Origin of the sequence: Parasphingorhabdus sp. JC815, assembly GCF_040717415.1 — a bacterium.
GTDB lineage: Bacteria > Pseudomonadota > Alphaproteobacteria > Sphingomonadales > Sphingomonadaceae > Parasphingorhabdus.
Map to the genome: position 1 here is coordinate 1 of NZ_JBFEFM010000006.1, position 25146 is coordinate 25146.

Consider the following 25146-nt stretch of genomic DNA (forward strand, 5'->3'; position numbering starts at 1 on the left):
TGGAGCGGGTGAAGGGAATCGAACCCTCGTCGTAAGCTTGGAAGGCTTCTGCTCTACCATTGAGCTACACCCGCAACACACTGAAAAACTAGAAATTTCTCTAATCAATCGGCTTGGTATACAGGTTGGCATAACCCCCCCTGTGCGATACGCTTGCCAAGTGCCACAATGATATGCACTTGGTCAACAGAGATTCGTATTATCTCCCATAGTTTCTCACAGAACCATCCTATAAACTTTTGGATTACCCAGTTTGCGGCGCGAATAGACGTTAAAGCTCTTTCCAAATAAAAAGGGCGACCCGTCTCCGGGCCGCCCTCATGTTCTCACAATAGGGAGAAATTAGAAGCGGAAAGCAACACCCGCTTTGATCTGGTTGTTTTTGATGACATCATCGTAATCTGCATAGTTATATTCCAAGCGAATGGACGCATTGGCTCCTACGCGGGTCTCGAGACCACCGCCCAGAACGAGCGCGTTCTCATGTGATGAGTCTTTGAAACCATTAAAGTTATATTTGAACCTGGTGTTCGCCCAGCCAGCTTTTGCATAAAGCCCTGTGCTGTCATTCAGCATCGCACCAAGGCGCGCGCTGGCACCATAGGTTTCTTTTGCCCGTACGGTAAGAGAATCCACGGTATTATCGTGGGTAGCCTTTGCACCGCTCAATGAAGCGTTGACTTCAACCCCAGCGAACATCGTGTCACCAAGAGGAATATCGTAGCCAGCATATACACCACCGACTGCACCGTTACCGCTGATACCATCATATTCATCACCTGTGACGAATAGGTCGGTATCTTGTCCTTCGTAATTGTCCAATCCCAATTGTACACCGACATATGGGCCTGAGAACGTTTGAGCGAGCGCAGGTGTAGCAGCTGTCATTGTGCCAAGAGCGGCGAGGGAGAGAATGATAGAACGCATTATACTAAATCCTTTATTAAATTACCCCGTCGTTGCGGGGACAAATCTTATTTAGGAAGCCGAACCTATCTCTTCTATGAACATAATCACACATTCAGAAATAGATAAAAAATGTGATATTTTTACAACAGATAGTATCACAGATAATCATGCAATTCATCAAACCCCAGCCTGGAGCAGGTATTAAGACCAGAAAACCAGTAATATATTGTCGAACTCACTGTGATTCATGCAACACAGCTATGACTATCCCCATGCGTTAATCAGGTCACACTACCTGTGGCTTTATCTTCAAGGGATTCTCTGCTGCTGCTATGAAATGAAAACCAATTCACGACCGCCTTCTGCTCTGTGTCGTTCATACGTAGACCCAGTTTAGTGCGCCGCCACAACACATCTTCAGCGCTGGTCGCGAATTCATGGGCAGCCAGCCATTGCAATTCGACTTCATAAAGCCCCGCACCAAAATATTGCCCCAGTTCCGTCCGGTCGCTGGCGTCGCCGAGCATATTTGCCGTGTCGGTTCCATAAGCCCGAACCAGCCGGATCATGAGTTCTTCATTAATAAACTTCCAGCGCTGCATATATTGCCCGACCAGCGTATCAAAACCATCCTCGGGAAAATCACCGCCCGGTAACGGCGCGTCTTTGGTCCAGTCCTCCGTTTCGACTTGCAATGCGGACTTCAGAGTCTTCATCGCCTGACGCGCCAGCACGCGATAGGTGGTTATTTTCCCGCCAAAAACCGATAATACTGGCGCTCCCTCGGTATCATTATAATCAAATACATAATCGCGGGTCACGGTTGATGCTGATTGGCTGTGGTCATCAAATAAAGGCCGCACCCCGGAATATGTCCACTGCACATCATCACGGGTTACGGCTTGGGCAAAATATTCGCTCGCCGCTGAGCAAAGATAGTCTATTTCATCGTCGCTAATCTTAGCCGGCCCCTCGTCATAGCGCCACGGTTGATCCGTCGTGCCGATTAAAGTGTGAGTGCCCTCATAAGGAATGGCAAACACGATCCGGCCATCCCTGTTTTGGAAAATATAGCTGTGATCGCCCTCATATTTGCGTGCAATGACAATATGACTACCTTTGACAAGGCGCAGTTTTGCGGAGCTGTCAGCATCGTACAGCGCCGTTACCGGGTCCACCCACGGACCGGCTGCATTGACCAATGTTTTGGCCTGTTCGCTCACCTCTTTGGCGCTAGAGCGCAATTGTAAAGTCCAGTGGTCCGCGCCACGATCAATAGCAACGCATTCAGTCTGCACCCGGATATCCGCCCCGCGCTGCTTGGCATCGCGTGCGGTCAATGACACAAGCCGTGCATCATCTACCCAACAATCGGAGTAGGCGAACCCTTTTTTGAGCCGCTTTTGCAGAGGATTTCCGCGAACATCGTATAACAGGTTAAGGCCTTTTGTCCCCGGCAATACAGAGCGCGGGCCAAGATGGTCATATAAAAACAGGCCAAGACGCAGGAACCACGCAGGGCGCATTCCTTCGTCCACCGGCAAAACAAACCGCATCGGCCAGATAATATGCGGCGCATTGCGTAGCAGCACTTCCCGCTCTTTCAACGCTTTTCGCACCAGAGCGAATTCATAATGTTCCAGATAACGTAAACCGCCATGGACCAGCTTAGTGCTGGCAGATGAGGTGTGTGATGCAAGATCGTCTTTCTCGACCAGCAGAACCTTCAGCCCCCTGCCCGCCGCGTCCCGCGCGATACCTACTCCGTTTATCCCGCCGCCGATAATTGCCAGATCATACATGGCCAATGTCATAAAGCTTCTGGCCGATTGTTCAATGCAGCGTCATCATATCGCTTTTGCTGATAGCGTCACATCATTGGATTTGGCACGCTAACAAAAAAGGCCGGGATTGCTCCCGGCCTTATTTTCTATAAATTCACACTCACCGCGGAGCAAAAGCGTCTTAGAGGCCTTCAACTTCGCTGAGATCGACTTTAAGGCCGGGGCCCATGGTCGTGCTCAGGCCGATTTTCCGGACATATTTGCCCTTCGCTCCGGCAGGCTTGGCTTTGATAACCGCATTCACAAGCGCATCGAAATTCTTGCGCAGATCTGCTTCCTTGAAGCTCACTTTGCCGATGCCATTGTGGATGATACCCGCTTTTTCAACACGATATTCGATCTGTCCGCCCTTGGCGTCCTTGACCGCTTGCGCGACATTCGGGGTAACCGTGCCAAGTTTCGGGTTAGGCATCAGGCCTTTGGGGCCAAGAACCTTACCAAGACGGCCTACAACACCCATCATATCAGGGGTCGCGATAACGCGGTCATAGTTCAGATCACCGCCCTGCATGGATTCCATCAGGTCTTCCGCACCAACAACATCTGCGCCGGCTTCTTTCGCTTCGTCTGCTTTTGCATCCTTGGCAAAAACGGCAACGCGGCTGTCTTTTCCGGTTCCGGAAGGCAGAGTGATCACACCGCGGACCATCTGGTCGGCATGGCGCGGATCAACACCAAGGTTAATCGCAACGTCCAGTGTTTCATCAAATTTGGAAGCAGATGCGAGGTCTTTCAGCGTCTTGATAGCTTCATCAATGCCGTACAGCTTTTCGCGATCAACTTTCTCGTTGATAGCCTGCATTTTTTTGGAGAGTTTAGCCATGTTCTTATCCCTCCACCACTTCGATGCCCATCGAACGGGCGCTGCCCGCGATGATTTTAAATGCTTGCTCAGGCGTGTTCGCGTTAAGGTCCGCCATTTTCATTTCGGCGATTTCCTTAACCTGCGACGATTTGATCGTGCCGACAGGCGATTTTCCCGGATCAGCAGACCCTTTTTTCAGCTTGGCAATTTTCTTGAGCAAATAGCTGGCTGGTGGTGATTTGGTTACAAAGGTAAAGCTGCGATCCGCATAGACCGTAATTTTGGTCGGGATCGGCGCGCCTTTTTCCAACTTGTCTGTAGCCGCGTTAAACGCCTTACAGAATTCCATAATATTAACGCCGCGCTGACCCAGTGCAGGGCCGATTGGCGGGGATGGATTTGCAATACCGGCTGGTACTTGCAAATTGATATAACCATCAATTTTCTTAGCCATTTGGCTGTCCTTTCATTCTTTCTCCGCCGCTGCATTTGCAATGACGGATCAAATTAAGCGGTCTAACAGAGGGCCCGAAGGCCATCCTCCCGCATTGGTGATCCAGAGGCTGAAAGCCGCTGGCCTATCCGGCAACCCGAAAGTTGCCAAATCTCTTACTTCGCGACTTCAACTTGTTCAAAATCAAGTTCGACAGGTGTCGCGCGGCCAAAGATAGATACCGAGACCTTGACGCGGTTTTTCTCGAAATCCAATTCTTCGACAATACCATTGAAACTTGCGAACGGGCCATCGAGAACCTTGATCTGGTCGCCGATTTCGTAATTGACCGTGATTCGTTGTTTCGGCGCGTTGGCAGCTTCTTCTTTGGTGTTGAGAATGCGCGCCGCTTCGGCTTCGCTAATCGGCTGTGGCTTGGTGGTGCCAAGGAAGCCGGTAACTTTAGGCTGATCTTTTACAAGGTGGTAAACATCATCGTTCATCGTCAGCTTGGCGAGTACGTAGCCGGGAAAGAATTTCCGCTCCGACTGCACTTTTTTACCGCGGCGTACTTCCGTAACGGTTTCGGTGGGAACTTCGATTTCCTCAACCAGCGCTTCCAGACCCAGACGCTTGGCATCCGCCTCAATGGCTTCCTTGACCTTATGCTCAAAGCCCGAATAAGCGTGAATGATATACCAGCGTGCCATGTAATAAACCTAATCTAAAATTGCGTTATGGATTTCAGCCGCCTTTGGCGAGACCAAGAAGCCAGCCGACGACACCGTTAAACACCGAATCAATCGCAAGGAAAAACAGCGCCAAAATCGTCGTCATGATTAACACCATTATCGCGGTGCGGACCGTATCGGGCCATGTCGGCCAGACAACTTTGCTGTTTTCGGCGCGGACCTGCCGCATGAATTCGCCGGGATTGACTTTCGCCATGGTTCGATTCCTAAATTTGCTTGTCCAAATCCGGCATAAACTCCGGGTGTCAGTCTGTCGACCGGGAACGGATATATGCATGATTGTGGAAAGAACGAGTCCTTTAGCCGCTGATTCTGTTTTTCGCAAGAAAAGAGTGTGCTTTCGGCCACATCCCGCCTGAAGCAATCATATGCGCCTAACGAGCCGCTAATTCTCGCCACACCGCTATAAAATATTGCTAATCCTCCAGCGCACGTGCCGGATGCATACCGTCGACATAGCCCATGAAGGGCTCGTGAATGGAATAGCCGAGCAGCTCCTGAACCCGTTTCGGCAATGCTACAGCTTTTTCCCGCGGAACTGCCAGTAACATGGTTTCCAGCGGACGCATCCATCCCGGACAATATTGCGGAGTCACGATCAACCTTGGGCTATCCGAACGGTTAGCACCCCCGCGATGCCATAAATTGCCTTTGGCAATCATTAACGAACCAGCAGGCATAATGGCTTTGACGGCATCGGGATGTGCACCCGGATCATCGTGCTGATGGCTGCTGTCTTTTGTAGAAAAATGCGTAAGATTATTCGCATTATTTAATTTTACTTTGCCCCATTTATGGCTGCCCGGAAGGATTTCGGTTGCGCCATTATCCTCTGTCATCGGATCAATAGCCCAAAAAGTGCTGACACCTAGAGCCTTGCGCGGAGAAGGCTGGCGGCAATGATCGTCATCCATGTGCCAGGGCTGCACCGTTTCGCCCGGATGCAGGTTAATCGCAAGGCAGGCTGACAACAGGAAAGAACGGCCCAATTCACGCTCCGCAAAAGCCAGTTGCAAAGGATGGGTAACAAGATCGGAAAATACCGGATCCTTACCCAACATCGCATATATGCGATTGGACTGCACACCCTCAAACACGTTGCGGCCACGTATATCGGCTTCGATAAAGGGATTTAATGCTGCGCGTTGGCGGTCCCGTTCTTGTGCAGACATAATGCCGGGAAAAATCACATAGCCATCGGCCTCATATTGCTCCCAGCATTGCTCAAAGCTTCTGCCGCCAAGATAAGGCTCCAATGCGGCTTCATCAGCCGCTGTAGATTTTGGCGATGTTTTCTGGGCTATATTCTGTTCCATAATCAGCTAATCATGGCAAAAAACAGCGCCTCTATCAACTTTTCGAAGTGACGCTACGGCCTTGCGGATCAAAGGCCACAAACGTTCATCAATGCCGCTCGACGAGCTCCCATTTGTTTCCAAAAGGGTCGCGGAATACGGCGAGCTTACCGACGCTTTCGATTCGGGGTTCTTCGATAATATCAATGCCCGCGCGCTCCATCAGGGCAATATCCGTATCAAAATCGAAAGTTTCAAGGATCAGGAAAATCCGGTTACCGGCTTGCTCGCCAATCACCTCTTCCTGCGCCTCATTCTCTGGCAGCGTCAACAGAATCCGCGTTTCGGTGCTGCCTTGCGGCGCTACCAGAACCCGCCGTTCATCCTCAGAGATTTCGGTATCTTCGACAAGATCAAAGCCCAGAAGTCCGACATAAAAAGCAATAGCCTGATCATAATCGGGCACAATCAGCGCAAGTGCGGAAATAAATTGTGTCATGAATCACCAGTATTGCGGAAAAGAAATGGCAGGAGTGCACGGACTCGAACCGTGGGCCCTCGGTTTTGGAGACCGATGCTCTACCAACTGAGCTACACTCCTGCACAGGCTAATCAAATATTTTGATAAAAGCCGATGCGCGCGCATTAGCGTCATGTGCCGCCAAGGGCAAGCGTCATTGTGCGTCTTGACACAGAACAGGGTTAAGGTTCGCCCTGATCTTGTTCACTATGAAGGGCAACAGGCCATTTACCAAGTTGTGACATAAAGTGCTCAATAATGTTTTGGCGGTCCTCTTCGGGAAGGAGTTTCCTGTGAGTCATATTACGGATACAAAAAAGGATATGTCACGCATCGCCCCCGATGCAGTGCAGCCTTACGCCATTGCAGCACAGGAAGATCGCTGCGAGCCGCGCTATGAGGTCGCTGTGCCTGCAAAAATGCGATTTTCCGGTTGCAACAGCTTCGCCGTTGAAGTCACCAATTTATCACGAGCCGGCTTCGCCTGTGACGCATTGGTGCAGGCCCATCCCGGTACAAGATGCTGGCTGACCCTTCCCGGTCTGGCCCCGCTGGAAGCGGAAGTCGTGCATCGCAGCAACACCGGGATCGGTTGCGCGTTTCATACCATGCTGAATGCGGCAGTTCTGGATCGCTATATTACAGCCTATCCGGCATAAACATAAAACAGCCGCCGGTTTCCCCCGTGCATTTGTCCTGCTATATCGTGACTGCGGATTAACCCGGAGAATGACATGGCAGACACTAGCCCCTCAAAAGCAAACGCGCGTATAGATAGCGACGAGCCCAAACCCGAGCCTTTAAAAGTCTTGCGGATCTTTCGCAAAGACGATGCACAGGATTTTGATGACGCCGGCCATATGTCCTATGCCGATGATGCGCCCGTCATTCTTAATGGTATTTCTAAAATGGGGGACGAAGGCATAGCCGAGGGCTATAAAGGCACCTGCCTGTTCAGCGGCTTTGGATTCTCGCTCCACCATTTCTGGTTTAAGCCCGGCTATCCTTTACCCTTGCACAGCCATGACAGCGATTGCCTCTATTATATAATCGCCGGTGATATTCGCATGGGCACCGAGCATATGGGACCGGGCGACGGATTTTTTCTGCCAGCTGAAACACCTTATACCTATTATATAGGCGATAAAGGCGTCGAGATTCTGGAATTCAGGACGGCAGAGGATTTCAATATCCAGTTCAAGGGCAAGACCGAAGCCTATTGGGAACAGATGCTCGAAAAACTACGCAGCGAACGGCCCAAATGGCGAGAAGCCTTGCCGCCCAGCCGCGATTTCCGCAATGCATAGACTAATCTAATCTATCTCCGGTCTATTCCTTGCCTATTATTCACCTGCCTATTATCCAAGAAACGCTATTCCGCGGCCTGTAATTGCGGAGCAAAAATCCTGTTCAGTTCTTCCTCATCCGCTTCGACCAGTTTATTCACCCATTGGTGGAACGCCTGCCCGCCGCCTTCGTTTCGGCCAAACCAGACCTTGTCGATCAAACCGGATTGCAATGATTCATGCTGGCGTTTCCCGGTCTTGTAATCTTCTTCAGCCACAACTGTTTCCAAAAATGCAAATTGGTCATGTGCGCCTTGCCGCACGGCGTCGTCGGTAGGCTCATATTCCATCACGTAAAATTGTGTCGTGAAACTTTCGCTAACGGTCTTTCCGGGGAAAAGCTGTGATATCATCGCGCCGCGTCCGCCGCCGCCGTAGAAACTTGCGATAGAGATATGCGGGAAAATCGTCCAGACGCCTTGCATCAACGCGTCTATTGGCCAATCTTTTTCCTCCATTTCAGTCAGGTCAAGCTCTTCGTCACTGCCGGTTTTCTGAGCAAATTTCGATGGTGAAGCGAGCCGTTGATGTGGACCCCAGAAAAAATAATTCGCCCGGTTAAAAAAATCAGAGCCAAACGTATCTTTGTGCAGAACCGGCAAATGATAGAAATCCAGATAGCCATCATAGGCGGTTTTCCAATTGGGTCCGGGCAAAGTGCGCTGTTGAAACAGATGCCAGTCCTTGAACCCGAAATGGTCAAGCATCTCGTCATAACCACATAAATATGCTTCCATATCGAGTGTGCTTTGCGGATCAAGTGTCGCCCAAATCAGGCCGGCCCGCTCAAGAGTGGGAAACTTTTGCAAACAAAAAGCCGCTTTATCCACTTTGCCAAAATCTTTTGGCGAAGCGACTGCCAGCAAGTCGCCATCATTTTTAAACGTCCAGCCGTGATAGCCGCAGGTAAAACGGGTCGCCTTACCGCTGCCTTGTGCTACTGGATTACCGCGATGGGTGCAGCTATTCAGAAATGCCTGTGCGCTGCCATCTTTCTGACGGGTAACCAGAACCGGTATACCAGCGATGTCCATCGCTTTATAGCAGCCAGGCTCCGGCAATTCACAAGATGGTGCGACCATTAACGGTAGTCGCTTGAAGATACGTTCTTTTTCCTGCTCAAACCGGTCTTCATCAGTATAATCAGAAGCGGATACAGCCATCACTTCATCGACCAGTTCCATAGTGTCGGCCTTGCCATGCTCGACCAGCGAACGGGTCATTTCCAGCAATTTTTCTTGCGACATATCTCTCTCCATCTTTTGAGGACAGAATAACAAAATCGCGCTGGTAATATACTATCGTTTATACGTAGAGCTTTTATGCAGGCGGGTCTTTCGAGCAGGAGTCTGCGCCATTTACGGGGCTTGTGACAATATCATCCACCGTGTCCGGTTCGTTGCGGGTCCATATCCAAATCCCGCAGATCAGCGCGGCCGCTATCGGTATCAGGTTCCACGGCATTTTCAGGAATATCAGAGCCACCAATATACTAACGGCAAAAGCGGCAAGCGCGGACCGCTTTCCACGTTTGGTTATCGCCCGTTGGTTGCGCCAATTGCGAATATGCGAACCAAAAACATAGTGGTCCAGTAACCATGCCTCCAGCCGCGGACTACCGCGGGCAAAACAAAAGGCTGCAAGAATGACAAAAGGCACCGTGGGCAACAAAGGCAAAACAACTCCGATACTGCCCAGAGCCAATGCAATAAACCCTGCCGCAAGATAAAAATGCCGTATCATGGGCGTGCATTATCATACAAGCGACGTCGGGTAACGTAATTCGGTGCATCAATCCTATTACAGTGTTTCATAGCGAATAATCATATTGCCTAATATCACCGGGAAAATCCTAAAAAAAAAGGGGCAGCCATGGAAAGAGGGAAAACGGCTGCCCCAGTGTAGGCTAGAAATGCGGGTTCAGGACAGATTGAAAATCCTTCGCCTGAACGAACGACTAAAACCGGTAAGAAAACATGCTGCATGAGTGAAATTTTCATCACAGCGCTACATTTTTCTGGCCAGATTTTATCATATTTCCATTGGCTATACTTGATATTGCAGAATGTCAGTGATACTTACAATCAAATAAGAACTAGATATTTAATAGATAATATCTATTATCAATATAGGTATCAACATGCCGACTTTACGCCAGTTCCAATATCTTGTGGCCGTTGCCGATCATGGGCATTTTGGCCGTGCTGCACAAGCGGCAGGTGCTTCTCAACCCACATTGAGCCACCAGCTACGAACGCTGGAATCGCGACTGGGCGTGACATTGGTGGAACGGCGCACCCAAGGTGCCGAACTCTCCCCGATTGGCAGAGAGATAGCCGATCGGGCCAGACGGGTGCTGGTCGAAGTAAAGGACATTCGCGATTTGGCAGAGCGGGCGAGCGATAGCCTTGCCGGGACGCTGCGTTTTGGTGTGTCGCCGACTCTTGGCCCTTATTTGATGCCACCTGTTATTGCCGCCTTGCACAAAGAACGCCCTGATTTGCGCTTTTACATGCGGGAAGGAATACCCGATTTGCAGGCAATGGAACTGGTCAAGGGCGCGATAGACATGTTGCTTGGGCCATTGCCGATGGAAGGCGAGAATCTGACCATCGAGCCCCTGTTCCGTGAACCTTTAGTGCTGGTGGCACCGCCCGATCATCCGCTTGCCGGCCGCAAGAAAATCGACAAGGCGCAACTGTTTAACGCGCCGGTTCTCAGCCTGGACCGCCGTCACCATTTGCACCGGGATATCGCGGAGCAATGCCGTCTGCATCGTATGAACCTGCTTCAGGATTATGAGGGCACCAGTCTCGACAGTGTGCGTCAGATGGTTGCTTCTGGTCTAGGGTTGGGCCTTTTACCCGCGCTCTATATCCGGTCGGAAATTACCCATGGCGGCGATATTGCGCTACTGGACGTGGACGGCTGGAACGCAACGCGCAGCATCGGTATAGCATGGCGCAGCGGAGCCGGCTTCGCCGACGAATATCTCACTGTGGCGGGGCGGATTGCCGATGAAGCAAAGCTTTTGCTTAACTCAGCGTCCGGGAGCATTGATGGCGATTGACCTTGAACTGCTATTATCAGCCTATTCGTCCGGTATTTTCCCCATGGCCGATGCACGTGACGACCCTGAAACCTTCTGGGTAGAACCAAAAACACGCGCAGTGCTGCCACTTGACGGTTTTCATATGTCACGTTCGCTGCGTAAGACGATACGGTCTGACCGGTTTCAGGTGACGGCCGACCGGGCCTTTGCCGATGTGATTGCCATTTGCGCCGAATCTGCCGCTGACCGGCAAGAAACATGGATTAACAAGGAAATTGAAGAGGCGTTTTGTATTTTGCATGAGCACGGCCATGCCCATAGTGTGGAATGCTGGTCCATTGATGACAAACAGAACAAGACACTGGTCGGCGGCCTATACGGGCTAGCCGTCGGTGGTGCCTTTTGCGGAGAAAGCATGTTCTCCCGTGCCAACGACGCTTCTAAAGTAGCCCTCGCATGGCTGGTGGCGCGTTTGAAGGTCGGAGGATTCACGTTGCTGGACTGCCAGTTTATGACCGACCATTTGGCGTCACTGGGGGCGATTGAAATCCCTCAGGCCGAATATCTTGAAAAGCTGCGTGTGGCGCAGGGGCCTTATTCGCCAATATTTTCAGCGATTAATTCGTCAAGCGTTTCGACGGAATCCGGTTCAGTCTCCGGCGCAGCATCCGGAATAGCGTTGACCGCAGGAGGACTGACAGATCGCTCTGGCGTTGCAGGTGGAAGCGGGGCCGTCAGCAACGGTGCTTCGTCATCAGAACCATTACCCTCGCTTCCGTCATTTTCCGCACTTGATGCGCTATTGGCAAGATTGGATGCAGAAGATCGCGGTGCTGTCGGGTCAGTCGCATCACCCGGCGCGTTTTCTTCACCCGGAAAGCTCATTGCACAACTTTTGACCCAGACGTCGTAAATCGGATGTTCGACCACATTGATAGATGGCGATTCGCGGAACAGCCAGCCAGAGAACACGGATTGCCAGCGGTCCTTCCCCTGTTTTCCGATGGGCCTGTCGTTGACCAGTAATTGGACAAAAGCCCCCTGCTCGGGATGCAGTTCCCATGGCGCGGTGCGCTCGCAAGCGCGCAGTCGAACAATGGCGCGGCCTACGCGGATAGATTGTCCCGGTTTCAATTCCAGATCGCGGGTCAAACCGTTACGTTTGTTCAAAAAACCAAGCGTCGCGACCCGCTCTGCCATTGGCGTGCCAATCTGATCGCCCACTGGCTGGACCAGCTCTTCATCAGTAGCGGCTTCCAATTCGGCTTTTTCCGCCGGTTGGCCGCTACTCTCTTCGTCAAGACTATCGTCAAACCATCCGCAACCCGATAGCATAGCCGTGGAGAGGAACAGGCTGGCACAAACCGGTAGAAAGCGGCTTTTATTATAGGCGGAGGATTTGCGGCCCCGCATCATTCTGTGTCAGCCGGATTCCATGGTTCATAATCGCCGGTTGCCGCTGCCCTTATGCCACCCGATTCCAACGCACCCGCCGGACGATAAGCTCTCGCAGTACCGGTAAGATTTCCGGTTGGCCTTTTTTCCCAGATGCGCGGCTGTGGCAAATGGCTTTCAGGGACTTCGTCATAGCTTTTATGCAGCCAGCCATGCCATTCCGGTGGAACGCGGCTAGCGTCATTTGATCCGGAATAAATTACCCAGCGCCTGTCACCATCTTTGGCAAGATTTTTGGTTGCATAATATTTGTTACCAAAAATATCCTCGCCAACGAATTTGCCCTTGCGCGCGTTGTACCAATGGGTGCCAATGGTTGCACCATTCCACCACGTGAAAATTTTTGCTAATATTCCCATGACCGTCCGCTTAGCCCCACGAGAGGGGAGTTCGCAATTAAAAAATGCTTCGAAAACACAGCTGTTCGCCCCTGTGCGAGGTTATTGTTGCCACTTCACGATATCACCCGGCGCGATTGACAGTTCTGCGGCACGCCCACCTGCCAGTTCCAGCACAGCTACGACCGGCTCACCCGATTCGACCGGGTCCAGTGAATAGGGCGTTGTATTTGCAGCAATGGATTCAATTGTACCATCGGCGCGAATAAAAATAATATCGAGCGGGATGGGCGTATTTTTCATCCAGAAATTGGCCATCCGCTCTTGTGCAAAGGGGAAGATCATCCCTTTGTCAGGAGCCAGTTCCCGGCGGAACATTAGGCCGCGCGCCTGTTCTTCGGCTGTGCCTGCCAGCTCCACAGTAAAATCATGCTGCGAATCACCGGAAGATATAGTGAGCGGGACAAGTCGTAATCCGGCCTCTGACACATTCGTACTTTGTTTTAAGTGCTCCTGCGCGCTACCCTTATCGCCAGCCTGAGCATAACAGCCGGTTATGCCAGCACAGGAGAATATTATGACAGGCAATAGCGCCTGTTTGAAAAATCCGCTCATGATGAGAATCCATTATCTGGAGATTTGTTGGTCAACCTCTACCGCCAAATAGCCGCGATCACCAGCCTCTATACAGGCCCGTAACTTTTCGCCAGGCATGACTTCACCGATTCCGGCATTACGTAGAGTTTCCATGTGAATAAAAACATCTCCATCCACGCTGGTGGCAATAAGAAAACCATAGCCTTTCGTCCGGTTAAACCATTTTACTTCCGCTTCGACAAAAGCCGATTTATTTACCGCATCAGCAGCTTTGCGCTTCTCTTTGACGAGAGAGCGATGTGTTTTTTGAGTGCAATCGGTTTCGTCTACGTCCAATATTCTGGTCGCCTGCAACCCCTTGGCAGCATCAACATACTCGCATGTTACCCGCGCCATTTCCGGCAAATCTCTACGGCTCAGCGGCTCCAGCACAGTCCAGTGGACCAGAATATCCTGATCATCCGTCTGGTTTCCGACAATCCTGGTATCGGCGCTTCGGGCATCGGCGGCACCAGAGTCATCATCTATGTCGGGAATGATAAAACCAAAGCCGCGGTGCGAATCGAACCATTTGACATAGCCGGTCGTACGCAAAACCTGCGTAGACGGTGCTTCATCGTCGGCTACCAGGTGTTGATCAGGCTTTGGATTGCTGTGCCTGCCATCGCCAACGGCTGAATGTTTTTTGATGCTGGTATCATCGACCGAACGGTCATCGGTTGTCGCGGGCTCGTCGTACAAACTCGCGGGTTCTTTATATAAACTTGCCACAACAAATCTCCGAACACTGTTTCGAATCAGTGGCCGAACCAACGGCAGTTGAACCAAAAGAATCGAACAAATGAACTATAGCATATTTATTGCAAACTGACGATTCCTGTTGTTGAAAGCTATTTGATGCGCCCAAGTTGTTCTAGACATCTTCTTCAATTTCTTCTCCCGGTTTTGCAAAAACAAAGCGGGAGGCAATATCAAAGCCATGACCGGCTCGTAAAAAAGCCTGTAATTGTTTGCGGCATTTGTCTTGGTCAGCTGGCTCGGATGCATAGGGACCGATGGATTTCTTACGTGCATAGGTTCGCGCTGCATCCCACTGTCTGGCATCACTGAGATCCAGCGCTTGCCGGTCGTCGCCATCGGCTATTCCGGCCTGATACAAAGCCTGTGACACCCGTCTTTTTCCATAGCCCCGGTTGGTAAGGGCCGTCGCCTGGTTTTTGGCAAAAAGCGCATCGTCAATATAACCCAGTTCAGCAAAGCGTTCGACCAGTTCCTCCACGATATGCTCGGCTGTAGTCGGTGGCTCATCAAGGTCATATTGGTCTATATTTTCCGGCTCATCGCCAGCCCAGCCCCGTTCACGCAATTTACGGAAAAGATAGGCTTTTAATTTGTGTCGCGTCGTCGCATAGCGCCCGACATAGCGAAGGGCGAGCTCTTGTAGCTTATTCTGGTCCAACGCTTTGCCGCTATTTTTCAACGCCTCATCCTTCATGGAGAACCCCTGCCATTTTTGTGCCACAGTAGAGCCGAATTTTAAACGTCACTTCATACCATATAGGTGCGAACAGGGTTAAAATCGCCGACTGTCTATGGAAAATTGGCTGAATATCTTGGAAAATGACAATTTGTAAGAAGGCTGGACCTTCTGGAAAATGGATTTTGTATGACGAAGCTGACACCAACGCCAACCGCAGATGATCTGCCTCGCCGTTTCGCTGATTTCGAAACTGTTGGCGAAGCACTCGATTATGCCGCACAAGGCAATAGAGGCTTTAATTTCCATGATGCTCGGGCTTCGCTTGTGCGTGTCTATCCGTTTAAGGAACTACAGCTTGATGCTATGGATGCCGCACGCCGTCTGATCGGTTTTGGCGTGAAGCCGGGGGATCGCATTGCCCTGATTGCCGATACGGAGCCGCAGTTTTGTGCGCTGTTCTTTGGCGCCATTTATGCCGGTGCCTGGCCGGTGCCACTGCCGCTGCCAACATCATTTGGCGGCAAAGATAGCTATATTGACCAGATCGGTGTTCAGCTTGATAGCTGTGATCCGGCAATCCTGTTATATCCCGACGAAATTGAAGAACTTGGCGCTGCTGCCGGTGAATCGCGGAAAATCCCGGTTTTCGGTTGGGACAAATTTGCCGAGCGCGATGTGCCGGACTGTGACCTTCCGCAGGCAAAAAGCAGCGACATTGCCTATTTGCAATATTCCAGCGGATCGACACGCTTCCCGCATGGCGTCGCGGTGTCGCACAAAGCACTGCTTCACAATGTCGGGTCCCATTCCTACGGCATGAACGTCGGTGAGGGGGATCGCTGTATTTCGTGGCTGCCTTTTTATCACGACATGGGGCTGGTCGGCTGTTTCATTTCGATGGTCTGTAACCAGGTATCTACCGATTATCTGAAAACCGCCGATTTTGCGCGCCGCCCGCTATCATGGCTGGACCTGATTTCCCGTAACGAGGGCACATCATGCAGCTTCTCTCCGACTTTCGGCTATGAAATTTGCGCCCGCCGCGTCGGAAGCCAGACCAATGTCGCTGAACGGTTTGACCTGTCACGCTGGCGTCTAGCGGGGAACGGTGCGGACATGATTCGCCCCGATGTCATGCAGCGTTTTACCGATGCTTTTGCCCCCGCCAAATTTGATGCCAAAGCGTTTCTACCCAGCTATGGCCTTGCCGAAGCAACACTGGCGGTCACAATCATGCCGCCGGGCGAAGGCATGGAGGTCGAACTGGTCGAGGAAACCGAATTGGCCGGAGAAAAGCAAGCCGATGGCAGCCGTCCCAAACGCTATCGGGCGATTGTTAATTGCGGCAAGCCTGTTCGTGACACCCTTTTGGAGATCCGCGAAGAAAATGGCAGTATTCTGCCCGAAAAAGCTGTCGGTAAAGTCTGGATGCAAAGCCCGTCAGTCATGGAAGGCTATTACCGGGATCAGGAAGCCACAGATGCCTGCCTGATAGATGGCTGGCTCGATACCGGCGACATGGGATACTTGTCCGACGGTTATCTTTATATCGTTGGCCGCGCCAAAGATATGATCATCATCAATGGCAAAAACCACTGGCCGCAGGATATTGAATGGGCGGTGGAGCAATTGCCCGGATTCAAAGCCGGCGATATTGCTGCTTTTGCTATTACTACGCCAGGCGGTGATGAAACACCGGCGGTTCTGGTCCAGTGCCGGACATCCGATGAAGTCGAGCGGCTACGCCTGCGTGACGAGATCCGCGAAAAAGTGCGCGCGATTACCGGGATGAACTGTGTCATAGAGCTGGTTCCGCCGCGCACTTTGCCGCGCACCAGTTCCGGCAAGCTCAGCCGGGCAAAGGCCCGCAATCTTTATCTTTCGGGCGATATTCGCCCTTATGATGTGGCGGCCTGAGCATATCTCCGGTTCTGCGAAAGCTCTGTGCAAATCACGCGTAGGATCATCATAGAAGAAAAATATAGGCAGATGCTTACCATATGATAACGATTTCCCCATAAATGGGGGGAGTGGAAGAAGAACTGCCAACATCGTCCGGCCAACCGCAAGAAATACCGCTGAAGGTTCTCTTCGGTATCAGCGATCCTGTGGGCATAGACCGTAGCCGTCTTCTTGCGCTTCAATATGAAAGCGTACACGAACATAGCTTCTTCAGAATGTTCGGCGCAACTGTCTGTAGTTTGCTAGCAATTCAGGCGACCGTCGGTCTGGTCCATCCATTGCTGTTAGGCGGATGGGCCATCATGCTATGGGCCAATTATATTTATTTCTATACCAAAGGCCGCAAAGAGGCGCTCTGGGAACGCAAAAACCTCTCCCGTAGCGACAATATAAATATAATTTTACCCTCAATCGCAGGCGGAATATTCTGGTCGTTCGCGATTATTTTTCTGGGGCCATCCGGCGGTCTGAGTACCATGATCACTATATGGTCACTGGTTTTGTGCCTGATGGTCGGGGCCGTGATGCTTTTATCCACAGCACCGCTTGCCCATATGTCGTTCCTCGGATTTAACGGTCTGTCGTCAACCTATGCCTGGTATTCTATCGGAGAAACCAAAATGGCGTTGGCAGCCTTATCTCTTGCTCTATTGCTACTGGCAGCCGGTTTGATGAACGGACGATCTTTCATTAACCGAAAAATTGCCGAAGCGAATTTGAACGAGAAAGGAGAGGTGGTCAGCCTACTTCTGCGCGAATTTGAAGATACCGGCGCCGACTGGCTATGGCAAACAGACACATCCCGGCGCCTGTCCCATGTTTCACCGCGCTTTGCTCATGCGGTGGGCAAAACGGCAGAAGATATTGAAGGCAAACCGTTCCTGCAACTGGTTGCAGGTCAGGCATGGGATTCAGGAGATTTTCCGACAGCCTTGCATCAACTTGCCGAAAAGCTGAAACGCCGGGAAAGTTTTAGCAATATGGTTATTCCTGTAATGATCAACAATCAAACCCGCTGGTGGGAGCTTTCCGCTTCGCCCAAGCTCGATGAAAACGGTATTTTCCTTGGTTTCCGCGGTGTTGGTTCCGATGTGACTGTGCAGCGCGAAACTGCGGATAAAATCGCTCATATGGCGCGCTTCGACACGCTTACAGGTCTTCCCAACCGGTTGAACCTGACCGAAGCCCTTGGCGAGGCACAGCAAAGTTCCGACAAGTGGAAAACCCGCTGCGGCTTTATGATGATTGATCTCGACCGCTTCAAGGCGGTGAACGATACCTTGGGCCATCCTGTAGGGGACCGTCTGCTTGCGCGCGTAGCCGATCGTTTGCGCTCGATCATGACCGATAATGAACTATGTGGACGATTAGGCGGCGATGAATTCGCTATCGTCATCAAGGATGCCAGTGATTCGCAATATATGGATATGCTGGGCAAAAAGATTATCGATACCCTCGCTCGTCCCTATGAAGTTGACCAGCACACTTTATATATAGGCGCCAGTGTCGGAACCGCCATTGGGCCGCGTGACGGACGGACGGTTGAAATGCTGATGCGTAGCGCAGACCTGGCGCTCTACCGCTCAAAGGATCAGGGCGGCGGCGCGCACAACCATTATGAACCAAAGCTCCATATCCATGCCGAAGAACGCCGGGTCATGGAAATCGCCTTGCGTAAAGCATTGGATAAAGAAGAGTTCTCGCTCAACTATCAACCTGTGGTCAGCACGGATACCGGCAGCATATTGGGCTTTGAGGCCCTTTTGCGTTGGACCAATCCGGACATTGGAGTTGTCTCACCGGCAAAATTCATACCTCTGGCCGAGGATGCCCGTCTTATCGGTCCGATAGGAGAATGGGTGTTGCGAACGGCATGTAAAGAAGCGATGAAATGGCCCTCAACCATCAAGGTCGCCGTGAACGTTTCGGCTGATCAATTGGCCGATCCGAGCTTTCTGGACACGATCGTATCAGCTTTGCAAGACAGTAAACTTCCTGCCCGCCGATTGGAAATCGAAGTGACGGAAAGCATTTTTATGCGGGAAGGCACAGGCGCAGCACAGGCGCTGGACCAAATTATCGCACTGGGCGTAAACCTGTCTCTTGATGACTTCGGAACGGGCTATTCGTCGCTAGGCTATCTGCGTAAAACACGTTTCTCCACTATCAAGGTAGACCGCAGCTTTGTGAAGGGTGCTGCGAAAAATGCACCGGAAAGCCTAGCCATCATCCGCGCTGTTGTAGCCATGGCGGGTAGTCTGGGTATGGCCACAACCGCTGAAGGCGCAGAGACTGAAGAAGAGGTCAAGATGATCCAGCAACTGGGTTGCAGAAATATTCAGGGCTATTATTTTGGCCGCCCCATGTCTCCGGAAAATGTGATGAAACTGTTTGAACGATTTGACACAGGTAAAGGCGGGATTAGTGGCCGGGCCGCTTAAATTGAATCAGCCTGAACAGCAAAACGCCTAATCAAATCATAATCAAATAATTTCCTTCACGCGCTCTTGTGGACGGCACAATCGCACCCCCTTCTCCGTTTCTACCAGTGGCCGCTCGATCAGGATCGGTTCTGCCGCCATGGCATCAAGTATCTGGTCAGCCGTCGCGCCATCGTCCGTCAATCCCATTTCTTCAGCAGGAGAGCCCCGTGTCCGCAACCCCTCTTGCGGGGAAATGCCCGCATCGCGGTATAGCTGCTCCAGCTTGTCTCTGCTTGGCGGGTTTTTCAGATATTCAACAACCGTCACATCAACGCCCGGCGTTTCTTCCAGCAAGGCGAGAGTTTTGCGCGATGTGCCGCATTTGGGATTGTGCCAGATTGTCGCTTTCATGATGGTCTCCGTAATTTTGGACTTCTGTGACACATAAACACCACCTCACCTCTGGTTTCAAAGAAAATTTTCAAAATGCAGCAAAAGCAATTGATTATGAGAAGCGTTCTCATTAGCTGCGCAAACAATATTGAAAATGCTTCATGCAACAAAGGTAAATATCCATGAACTCACTGACTTCTCGTAGTAAGAAATATTTTTCCGTGACCAGCGTTCTGGCGCTGGCCATGCAGGCGAACGTCGCTTTCGCCGCAGATGAAGCTATGGCTGAGGCCAACTACGATGTTCAGAGCGAGATTATCGTTACGGGTGAAAAAGACGGCTATGTTGCCATCAGCAGTGCTGGCCTAAAAACCGGAACTGCTCTCTTGGACACCCCACAGACAGTTTCGGCTGTAACCCGCGAACAGCTTGATGATCAGGCTTTGCAAGATATTGGTGATATCCTGCGCTACACACCCGGCACATCTATCGGGCAGGGTGAAGGCAATCGCGATCAAATCACGATCAGAGGCCAGAACACAACGGCTGACTTTTTCGTCGACGGCATTCGTGACGACGTGCAATATTTTCGTCCGCTTTATAATCTGGAACGTGTCGAAATTCATAAAGGCCCCAATGCGATGATCTTTGGCCGTGGCGGCGGCGGCGGCGTTATTAACCGCGTGACAAAATCACCGATCAGCAATGAGAATTTTGGCGCGGCAACAGCCAGTGTCGACAGTTTCGGCGCATTTTACCTGAGCGGTGATGTCAATGCGGCCATTGCCGATAATGCAGCCTTACGCATCAACGGACTCTATGAAGAGTTTAATAATCACCGTGATTTTTTTGATGGCCGGCGCATCGCGATCAACCCGACAATTGGCGCAGAACTCAGCGACCAAAGCCGCATCCTGCTCTCTTATGAATATGTCGATGATGACCGCTCGGTTGATCGCGGCAATCCGGCTGAATTACGCGCAGCCAATAATATATGCTCATTTGCCAATCCCTGTGGCCCGTTAGAGGGATTTAGAGACACATTTTTTGGATTTGACGGCGTCAACAAAACAACCTTGCAAGCCCATATTCTAAAACTGCGGGTTGAACATGATTTCAGTGATACACTGTCATTCAACGCCACCACATTATATGCTCATTATGACAAGCTTTATCGCAACGTCTATCCGGTTGATGCCATACTCGCAGACCCGGTAAATGGTCCTTTAGTCGATTCGATCACGCTTGATGGCTATAATGACACCACCGACCGGGAAAATTTCATTACCCAGGGTAATCTTGTCTGGGCCGGTGAGACCGGCAGCATCGGTCACACATTATTGCTCGGCTATGAAATCGGCCAACAAAAATCGGCCAATGCCCGGAAGGACATATTATTTGCAGCCAGCAATGATGACAGAATTACCATTCCGCTCACCGATCCGATTGCCCGGCCAGCGTACAGCTTCCCGGCCTTCACCCGAAACCGGGCTTCGAACCTGAAATTCTATTCGCTATATCTACAGGACCAGATCAGCATCGGTGATCATTTCGAAATTGTCGGCGGAATCCGCTATGACAGCTTTGATATTGATGTGAATGACATCCAGAATGCAGTGCGTCTGAACCGGAAAGATGACAAATTTTCTCCACGTGTCGGCCTGATCTTCAAGCCGCAAGAAAATATCTCGATCTATACCAGCTATGCCAAAAGTTTCTTGCCACGTTCCGGCGACCAGTTCCTGACCTTGACGCCCACAGTTGGCAACACGCTCGGCACCGTCGATCTGGAACCCGAGAGCTTTGATAATTATGAAATCGGCGCGAAATGGGACATTACGCCGGGCCTTAGCCTCACTACGGCTCTGTTCCGGCTTGATCGTGACAATCAGGCCACCTTGCTGGACAATCAGGGCAATACGACCTTGTCCGGTTCTCGCACCGAGGGCTTTGAAATACAATTGGTTGGCCGTTTGACGGACAAACTTCAGGTCAATGCCGGTTACAGCTATCTTGATGGACAGCAGCGTAATAGTGCAACGGTTGCCGGACAGGACCTAAAGCTGTTTCAGGTGCCGGAACATATGGCGTCGCTATGGACGAAATATGATTTTACCGACCGGTTTTCTGCCGGTCTGGGTATCACCCATCAGTCCAGCCAATTTGCAAGAAATGATAACAGCGTCCGGATACCAGCCTTCACACGAGTGGACGCGGCGCTTTATTACCGGGTCAACGAACAGTTTAAGATCCAGTTTAACGTCGAGAATCTATTCGATGAAACCTATTTCCCTTCCGTGCATAACAATGACAATATTACTACGGGAGAACCCATCAATGGCCGCCTGACCGCGACATTTGGTTTCTAATAACAGGTGATTGTAACAGGATCGTGATGGACCTTTAGACTTTGTCCATCACGATCTTGCTTGTTTTTGCTGGATATATTCAAACAGCTTTATTTTTTAGGTGTCAGGGCAGGAACAGCCTTTGCCGCATCTGCCGGATCAATACCCGGCGGTGGCGCTACGCTTAACAGGCTCTCACCACGCGCAACCCGTGCGGCGCGTTGGATAGCCTCCCGAATACGCGGATAGGTTCCACAGCGGCATATATTGGTTATCGCTGCATCAATATCATCATTGGTCGGTTTGGGGTTTTTCTTTAGCAAGACTGCCGCTGCCATAATCATACCCGATTGGCAAAAACCGCATTGCGGCACATTTTCTGCAGCCCATGCCTGTTGCACAGGGTGGCTGCGGTCGCGGGACAATGCTTCGATAGTGGTGACGAACCGGCCTTCCAGCTCGCCAATTGTAACCAGACAGCTACGCAGCGCCTCTCCATCAACTTCAACTACACAAGCTCCGCAATCGCCCGTGCCGCAGCCATATTTCGTGCCCGTCAGGTTCGACGCATCGCGCAGTGCCCATAGCAGCGGCGTATCCGGATCCATCCGATATTGCACGGGCCGGTTGTTGACGGTGAACTTGGTCATGCGGGAAGAACCATAAACACAATCCGTTGGAATATTCGAAAACAGTCAAGTTGTTAAAACATGTTCCGGAAACAAATGCACCATTTTTCCCCTCCCTTTCAAGGGAGGGTTGGGGGGAGTTTTTTATTTAACCTCAAGCGCCGGGCGCGGGCATCCGCCCGCTTGGCTTTCCTCGCATAAGCTCGGGCGCGCGGTCGCGCTTGCCTCCGCTTCGCGTCGGAGGGGTGGCGGACTTCGGGTGTGCGGCTAGAGTTACGGGGATTCTTTATTTAAACTCAGGCGCCGGGCGCGGGCATCCGCCCGCTTGGCTTTCCTCGCATAAGCTCGGGCGCGCGGTCGCGCTTGCCTCCGCTTCGCGTCGGATTGGCGTGCTATTTCCAGGAAGTGTCATTTACCCCCCTTCCTTTTAAGGGAGCGAGAGAGCAGCTTCTACTCGCGCCAGCTTTGGTCTTGCCGGTCAATGATACGCACCATGGCGTCAAATTCGGGCACGCCCTGTTTCATGGGGTCAATCGAAGCTTGAGACAGATTGGCCAGATGTTTCTTCATCACATCTTCCCCAATCATGATCGGCTTACCCATGGAGAGGGTCTGCATCTGGATTTCACAGGCGCGTTGCAAGACCCAGTGGTTGAGGAATGCCTCTTCCAATGTCCGGCCCATCACCACCGGGCCATGGTTTTCCAAAAGCATCATCCGTTTCTTGCCAAGGCTCGCCAAAAAGCGTGGCCCTTCTTCGGCATGAACCGTAATCCCTTCAAACTTATGATAGGCAAGACGTGGCACCACTCCGGCAGCATAGAAATTCACCGGCTGCAAACCGCCTTCCAGTGACGCAACCGCCATGGTAGCGGTCGTATGGGTGTGAATGATCGCATGAACATCAGGCAGTTCGCGGTGGAACAGGCTATGCTGCGTAAAACCGGCCTTGTTCACCGGATAGGTTGATCCATCCAGCGTATTGCCATCAATATCCACCTTCACCAAAGTAGAAGCCGTTACCTCGCTGAAATGCAGGCCGTAGGGATTGATCAGAAATGCCCCATTATCATCAGCGCCTTCGCCCGGAACTTTCAGCGTCACATGATTGAAAATCATCTCGTCCCAGCCAAGATAGGCAAATATCCGGTAACAGGCGGCCAGCCGCTGACGCGCTTTCCACTCCTCTTCACTGCAAGTGGATCGGATATTGATTGCCGTTGCCATTTCCCGTCTCCTGATTCGCTTAAATTGCGCTTTGAAACTTATATGGCACAGCCATGAATAGGAATCAAAAGACATTCATGACGGCGATTGGCGCAGATTCAGGGAAAACCCACAATTAGGGCGTAGTAAAAATGCTAGCGCAATGAGTCGGAAATGCTTGAATGGAGGGAATTACCCTGTTAAGCGCGCTACATCTGCAGCTGAACGAATCATCTGCAAGCCCTTTTTTATGGCTTAAACAAATTTTTGGCCGAACATGCTATCATCGGCCCATAAACGATTTTGAACGGAGTTACTCAGTCTTATGCAAATCATGGTTCGCGATAATAATGTTGATCAAGCCCTTCGGGCGCTCAAAAAGAAATTGCAGCGTGAAGGCGTTTATCGCGAAATGAAATTGCGTCGGCATTATGAGAAGCCTTCCGAAAAGCGCGCCCGTGAAAAGGCCGCCGCTGTTCGCCGCGCCCGCAAAATGGAGCGCAAGCGGATGGAACGCGACGGAATTATTTAAATCCGTCCCATTGCATATTAGTCTGACATTGCCCGATACGGGTTTTTGATGCACAAATAGCTTTGAAATTGGCAGCTCTGAATAGGTAATCCGACATGTCTGTAACCACTGTTCCCATCCCGCCAATCAAAAAAGGGTCAATGACCAAATTGTGGGTCGGGCTTGTGCTGGTTCTTTTGTTTGCAGGCACGCTTGCTTATGCAGGCACACAATCTGCTGTGGAAACAGGGGCGAGTAACGAACAGTTTCTGGCCAATAATGCAGATGAAGACGGCGTCATTACGACCGATTCGGGCCTGCAATATAAAGTGCTGAAACCCGGCGAGGGCCCCTCACCGACCGCGACCGATACCGCATTGGTAAAATATGAAGGTTCGCTTCGTGATGGCACAATATTCGATGCCAACGAACAGGCCCCTATGCCAGTAGGCGGCGTGGTTCCCGGCTTTTCCGAAGCCTTGCAACTGATGCAAAAAGGCGGCGAATACCGGATATGGATACCGTCAGAGCTCGGCTACGGAGAGCAATCTCCCGGCCCTGAATTGCCTGCCAATTCTGTTTTGATCTTTGACGTGACGCTTATTGATTTTATCTCGGCGGAACAAATGCAGGAGCTGCAACAACAGATGCAGCAGATGCAGCAACAGGGCCAAATGCCCGGCCAGTAATAGCCGCAATTACATCAATAGCCGCCTCGATAATTGGCGATTATCCTAATCAAACATCCGCTAGCGGTGCGCCCGTCGAACCACGATATCGGGCGCAGTTTTAAATTATCACCCGTTCTTCCTACACCTGTCATTCCCGCTTTCGCGGAAATGGCGTGC

Annotated in this window: 25 protein-coding genes, 2 tRNA genes and 2 pseudogenes; 9 read left to right on the forward strand and 20 right to left on the reverse strand. The window is 51.3% G+C overall.

Annotation, left to right across the window (positions count from 1 at the left end):
* From AB1K62_RS12730 to AB1K62_RS12775, 10 genes are all read right to left on the reverse strand, one after another.
* Positions 1 to 74, reverse strand: a tRNA-Gly gene (locus tag AB1K62_RS12730).
* A gap of 268 nt (positions 75 to 342) precedes the next feature.
* Positions 343 to 927: a porin family protein gene (locus tag AB1K62_RS12735; RefSeq protein WP_367004062.1), complete on the reverse strand. Its 585-nt coding sequence runs from the start codon at positions 925 to 927 to the stop codon at positions 343 to 345.
* A 263-nt stretch (positions 928 to 1190) separates the two neighbouring features.
* On the reverse strand, positions 1191 to 2723 hold the full coding sequence (gene glpD / locus AB1K62_RS12740; protein WP_367004063.1) for a glycerol-3-phosphate dehydrogenase: 1533 nt from the start codon (positions 2721 to 2723) through the stop codon (positions 1191 to 1193).
* A gap of 151 nt (positions 2724 to 2874) precedes the next feature.
* Positions 2875 to 3576: a 50S ribosomal protein L1 gene (gene rplA, locus AB1K62_RS12745; RefSeq protein WP_367004064.1), complete on the reverse strand. Its 702-nt coding sequence runs from the start codon at positions 3574 to 3576 to the stop codon at positions 2875 to 2877.
* A 4-nt stretch (positions 3577 to 3580) separates the two neighbouring features.
* Positions 3581 to 4012 carry a 50S ribosomal protein L11 gene (rplK, locus tag AB1K62_RS12750; protein WP_367004065.1) on the reverse strand — a complete coding sequence of 144 codons (432 nt, stop codon included), beginning with the start codon at positions 4010 to 4012 and terminating at the stop codon, positions 3581 to 3583.
* 155 nt (positions 4013 to 4167) lie between these two features.
* Entirely contained in the window at positions 4168 to 4701 is a 534-nt protein-coding gene (gene nusG, locus AB1K62_RS12755) for a transcription termination/antitermination protein NusG (RefSeq protein ID WP_332040943.1), read from the reverse strand.
* Between the two features lie 34 nt (positions 4702 to 4735).
* Positions 4736 to 4939: a preprotein translocase subunit SecE gene (gene secE, locus AB1K62_RS12760; RefSeq protein ID WP_109354996.1), complete on the reverse strand. Its 204-nt coding sequence runs from the start codon at positions 4937 to 4939 to the stop codon at positions 4736 to 4738.
* 220 nt (positions 4940 to 5159) lie between these two features.
* Entirely contained in the window at positions 5160 to 6059 is a 900-nt protein-coding gene (locus AB1K62_RS12765) for a phytanoyl-CoA dioxygenase family protein (RefSeq protein ID WP_367004066.1), read from the reverse strand.
* 88 nt (positions 6060 to 6147) lie between these two features.
* Positions 6148 to 6537, reverse strand: a complete 390-nt coding sequence (locus AB1K62_RS12770; RefSeq protein ID WP_367004068.1) for a VOC family protein — start codon at positions 6535 to 6537, stop codon at positions 6148 to 6150.
* Positions 6538 to 6563: 26 nt separating this feature from the next.
* Positions 6564 to 6639, reverse strand: a tRNA-Trp gene (locus AB1K62_RS12775).
* Between the two features lie 212 nt (positions 6640 to 6851).
* Between AB1K62_RS12775 and AB1K62_RS12780 the strand changes: the two genes are divergently transcribed.
* Complete coding sequence (locus tag AB1K62_RS12780) at positions 6852 to 7217, forward strand: PilZ domain-containing protein (protein ID WP_367004070.1); 366 nt, start codon at positions 6852 to 6854, stop codon at positions 7215 to 7217.
* A 75-nt stretch (positions 7218 to 7292) separates the two neighbouring features.
* Positions 7293 to 7865 carry a cupin domain-containing protein gene (locus tag AB1K62_RS12785; protein ID WP_367004072.1) on the forward strand — a complete coding sequence of 191 codons (573 nt, stop codon included), beginning with the start codon at positions 7293 to 7295 and terminating at the stop codon, positions 7863 to 7865.
* A gap of 65 nt (positions 7866 to 7930) precedes the next feature.
* Here the strand turns inward: AB1K62_RS12785 and AB1K62_RS12790 are convergent, their stop codons facing one another.
* Positions 7931 to 9151 carry an aromatic ring-hydroxylating dioxygenase subunit alpha gene (locus tag AB1K62_RS12790; RefSeq protein ID WP_367004074.1) on the reverse strand — a complete coding sequence of 407 codons (1221 nt, stop codon included), beginning with the start codon at positions 9149 to 9151 and terminating at the stop codon, positions 7931 to 7933.
* Positions 9152 to 9299: 148 nt separating this feature from the next.
* Positions 9300 to 9647: pseudogene (locus AB1K62_RS12795) on the reverse strand (YbaN family protein); the annotation flags it as partial.
* 397 nt (positions 9648 to 10044) lie between these two features.
* On the opposite strand from AB1K62_RS12795, the gene AB1K62_RS12800 reads away from it, so the two are divergent.
* Together AB1K62_RS12800 and aat are read left to right on the forward strand one after the other, a co-directional pair.
* A complete protein-coding gene (locus tag AB1K62_RS12800) occupies positions 10045 to 10974 on the forward strand; it encodes a hydrogen peroxide-inducible genes activator (RefSeq protein WP_367004075.1) in 930 nt (309 codons plus the stop codon).
* Positions 10961 to 11629 (forward strand): annotated as a pseudogene (aat, locus tag AB1K62_RS12805) (leucyl/phenylalanyl-tRNA--protein transferase); the annotation flags it as partial. The gene AB1K62_RS12800 and the pseudogene aat, both read left to right, overlap by 14 nt.
* Here the strand turns inward: aat and AB1K62_RS12810 are convergent.
* From AB1K62_RS12810 to AB1K62_RS12830, 5 genes are all read right to left on the reverse strand, one after another.
* Positions 11551 to 12372: a DUF2155 domain-containing protein gene (locus AB1K62_RS12810; RefSeq protein ID WP_367004077.1), complete on the reverse strand. Its 822-nt coding sequence runs from the start codon at positions 12370 to 12372 to the stop codon at positions 11551 to 11553. The pseudogene aat and the gene AB1K62_RS12810 overlap by 79 nt on opposite strands.
* Entirely contained in the window at positions 12369 to 12770 is a 402-nt protein-coding gene (locus AB1K62_RS12815) for an NADH:ubiquinone oxidoreductase subunit NDUFA12 (protein ID WP_367004078.1), read from the reverse strand. The genes AB1K62_RS12810 and AB1K62_RS12815 overlap by 4 nt, the downstream gene beginning before the upstream one ends.
* Positions 12771 to 12851: 81 nt before the next feature.
* Positions 12852 to 13364 carry a DUF192 domain-containing protein gene (locus tag AB1K62_RS12820; RefSeq protein WP_367004080.1) on the reverse strand — a complete coding sequence of 171 codons (513 nt, stop codon included), beginning with the start codon at positions 13362 to 13364 and terminating at the stop codon, positions 12852 to 12854.
* Positions 13365 to 13376: 12 nt separating this feature from the next.
* On the reverse strand, positions 13377 to 14117 hold the full coding sequence (locus tag AB1K62_RS12825; protein ID WP_367004082.1) for a cold shock domain-containing protein: 741 nt from the start codon (positions 14115 to 14117) through the stop codon (positions 13377 to 13379).
* A gap of 142 nt (positions 14118 to 14259) precedes the next feature.
* On the reverse strand, positions 14260 to 14841 hold the full coding sequence (locus AB1K62_RS12830) for a regulatory protein RecX (RefSeq protein WP_367004084.1): 582 nt from the start codon (positions 14839 to 14841) through the stop codon (positions 14260 to 14262).
* A gap of 171 nt (positions 14842 to 15012) precedes the next feature.
* On the opposite strand from AB1K62_RS12830, the gene AB1K62_RS12835 reads away from it, so the two are divergent.
* Positions 15013 to 16743 (forward strand): fatty acyl-AMP ligase, encoded by a 1731-nt coding sequence (locus AB1K62_RS12835; protein WP_367004085.1) that lies wholly within the window; start codon positions 15013 to 15015, stop codon positions 16741 to 16743.
* A gap of 113 nt (positions 16744 to 16856) precedes the next feature.
* Positions 16857 to 19229 (forward strand): EAL domain-containing protein, encoded by a 2373-nt coding sequence (locus tag AB1K62_RS12840; RefSeq protein WP_367004087.1) that lies wholly within the window; start codon positions 16857 to 16859, stop codon positions 19227 to 19229.
* A 42-nt stretch (positions 19230 to 19271) separates the two neighbouring features.
* On the opposite strand, the gene arsC is transcribed toward AB1K62_RS12840, so the two are convergent.
* The gene (arsC, locus tag AB1K62_RS12845) at positions 19272 to 19622 is read right to left on the reverse strand and encodes an arsenate reductase (glutaredoxin) (protein ID WP_367004089.1); all 351 of its coding nucleotides are present in this window, start codon (positions 19620 to 19622) and stop codon (positions 19272 to 19274) included.
* Positions 19623 to 19786: 164 nt separating this feature from the next.
* On the opposite strand from arsC, the gene AB1K62_RS12850 reads away from it, so the two are divergent.
* On the forward strand, positions 19787 to 21973 hold the full coding sequence (locus AB1K62_RS12850; protein ID WP_367004091.1) for a TonB-dependent siderophore receptor: 2187 nt from the start codon (positions 19787 to 19789) through the stop codon (positions 21971 to 21973).
* 89 nt (positions 21974 to 22062) lie between these two features.
* Here the strand turns inward: AB1K62_RS12850 and AB1K62_RS12855 are convergent, their stop codons facing one another.
* On the reverse strand, positions 22063 to 22602 hold the full coding sequence (locus AB1K62_RS12855) for a (2Fe-2S)-binding protein (protein WP_367004092.1): 540 nt from the start codon (positions 22600 to 22602) through the stop codon (positions 22063 to 22065).
* Positions 22603 to 23031: 429 nt separating this feature from the next.
* Positions 23032 to 23808 carry a class II aldolase/adducin family protein gene (locus AB1K62_RS12860; protein WP_367004094.1) on the reverse strand — a complete coding sequence of 259 codons (777 nt, stop codon included), beginning with the start codon at positions 23806 to 23808 and terminating at the stop codon, positions 23032 to 23034.
* A gap of 304 nt (positions 23809 to 24112) precedes the next feature.
* Here AB1K62_RS12860 and rpsU point away from each other — a divergent pair, with 304 nt between their 5' ends.
* Positions 24113 to 24319, forward strand: coding sequence for a 30S ribosomal protein S21 (gene rpsU, locus AB1K62_RS12865; protein WP_367004096.1), 207 nt, complete (start codon positions 24113 to 24115; stop codon positions 24317 to 24319).
* Positions 24320 to 24414: 95 nt separating this feature from the next.
* Complete coding sequence (locus AB1K62_RS12870) at positions 24415 to 24987, forward strand: FKBP-type peptidyl-prolyl cis-trans isomerase (RefSeq protein ID WP_367004098.1); 573 nt, start codon at positions 24415 to 24417, stop codon at positions 24985 to 24987.
* Positions 24988 to 25146: the final 159 nt, after the last annotated feature.

Coding starts and splice junctions, on each gene's coding strand:
- AB1K62_RS12735 (WP_367004062.1), bottom strand. CDS start 927: ATGCGTTCTATCATTCTCTCCCTCGCCGCTCTTGGCACAATGACAGCT.
- glpD (WP_367004063.1), bottom strand. CDS start 2,723: ATGACATTGGCCATGTATGATCTGGCAATTATCGGCGGCGGGATAAAC.
- rplA (WP_367004064.1), bottom strand. CDS start 3,576: ATGGCTAAACTCTCCAAAAAAATGCAGGCTATCAACGAGAAAGTTGAT.
- rplK (WP_367004065.1), bottom strand. CDS start 4,012: ATGGCTAAGAAAATTGATGGTTATATCAATTTGCAAGTACCAGCCGGT.
- nusG (WP_332040943.1), bottom strand. CDS start 4,701: ATGGCACGCTGGTATATCATTCACGCTTATTCGGGCTTTGAGCATAAG.
- secE (WP_109354996.1), bottom strand. CDS start 4,939: ATGGCGAAAGTCAATCCCGGCGAATTCATGCGGCAGGTCCGCGCCGAA.
- AB1K62_RS12765 (WP_367004066.1), bottom strand. CDS start 6,059: ATGGAACAGAATATAGCCCAGAAAACATCGCCAAAATCTACAGCGGCT.
- AB1K62_RS12770 (WP_367004068.1), bottom strand. CDS start 6,537: ATGACACAATTTATTTCCGCACTTGCGCTGATTGTGCCCGATTATGAT.
- AB1K62_RS12785 (WP_367004072.1), top strand. CDS start 7,293: ATGGCAGACACTAGCCCCTCAAAAGCAAACGCGCGTATAGATAGCGAC.
- AB1K62_RS12790 (WP_367004074.1), bottom strand. CDS start 9,151: ATGTCGCAAGAAAAATTGCTGGAAATGACCCGTTCGCTGGTCGAGCAT.
- AB1K62_RS12800 (WP_367004075.1), top strand. CDS start 10,045: ATGCCGACTTTACGCCAGTTCCAATATCTTGTGGCCGTTGCCGATCAT.
- AB1K62_RS12810 (WP_367004077.1), bottom strand. CDS start 12,372: ATGATGCGGGGCCGCAAATCCTCCGCCTATAATAAAAGCCGCTTTCTA.
- AB1K62_RS12815 (WP_367004078.1), bottom strand. CDS start 12,770: ATGGGAATATTAGCAAAAATTTTCACGTGGTGGAATGGTGCAACCATT.
- AB1K62_RS12820 (WP_367004080.1), bottom strand. CDS start 13,364: ATGAGCGGATTTTTCAAACAGGCGCTATTGCCTGTCATAATATTCTCC.
- AB1K62_RS12830 (WP_367004084.1), bottom strand. CDS start 14,841: ATGAAGGATGAGGCGTTGAAAAATAGCGGCAAAGCGTTGGACCAGAAT.
- AB1K62_RS12835 (WP_367004085.1), top strand. CDS start 15,013: ATGACGAAGCTGACACCAACGCCAACCGCAGATGATCTGCCTCGCCGT.
- arsC (WP_367004089.1), bottom strand. CDS start 19,622: ATGAAAGCGACAATCTGGCACAATCCCAAATGCGGCACATCGCGCAAA.
- AB1K62_RS12850 (WP_367004091.1), top strand. CDS start 19,787: ATGAACTCACTGACTTCTCGTAGTAAGAAATATTTTTCCGTGACCAGC.
- AB1K62_RS12855 (WP_367004092.1), bottom strand. CDS start 22,602: ATGACCAAGTTCACCGTCAACAACCGGCCCGTGCAATATCGGATGGAT.
- AB1K62_RS12860 (WP_367004094.1), bottom strand. CDS start 23,808: ATGGCAACGGCAATCAATATCCGATCCACTTGCAGTGAAGAGGAGTGG.
- rpsU (WP_367004096.1), top strand. CDS start 24,113: ATGCAAATCATGGTTCGCGATAATAATGTTGATCAAGCCCTTCGGGCG.
- AB1K62_RS12870 (WP_367004098.1), top strand. CDS start 24,415: ATGTCTGTAACCACTGTTCCCATCCCGCCAATCAAAAAAGGGTCAATG.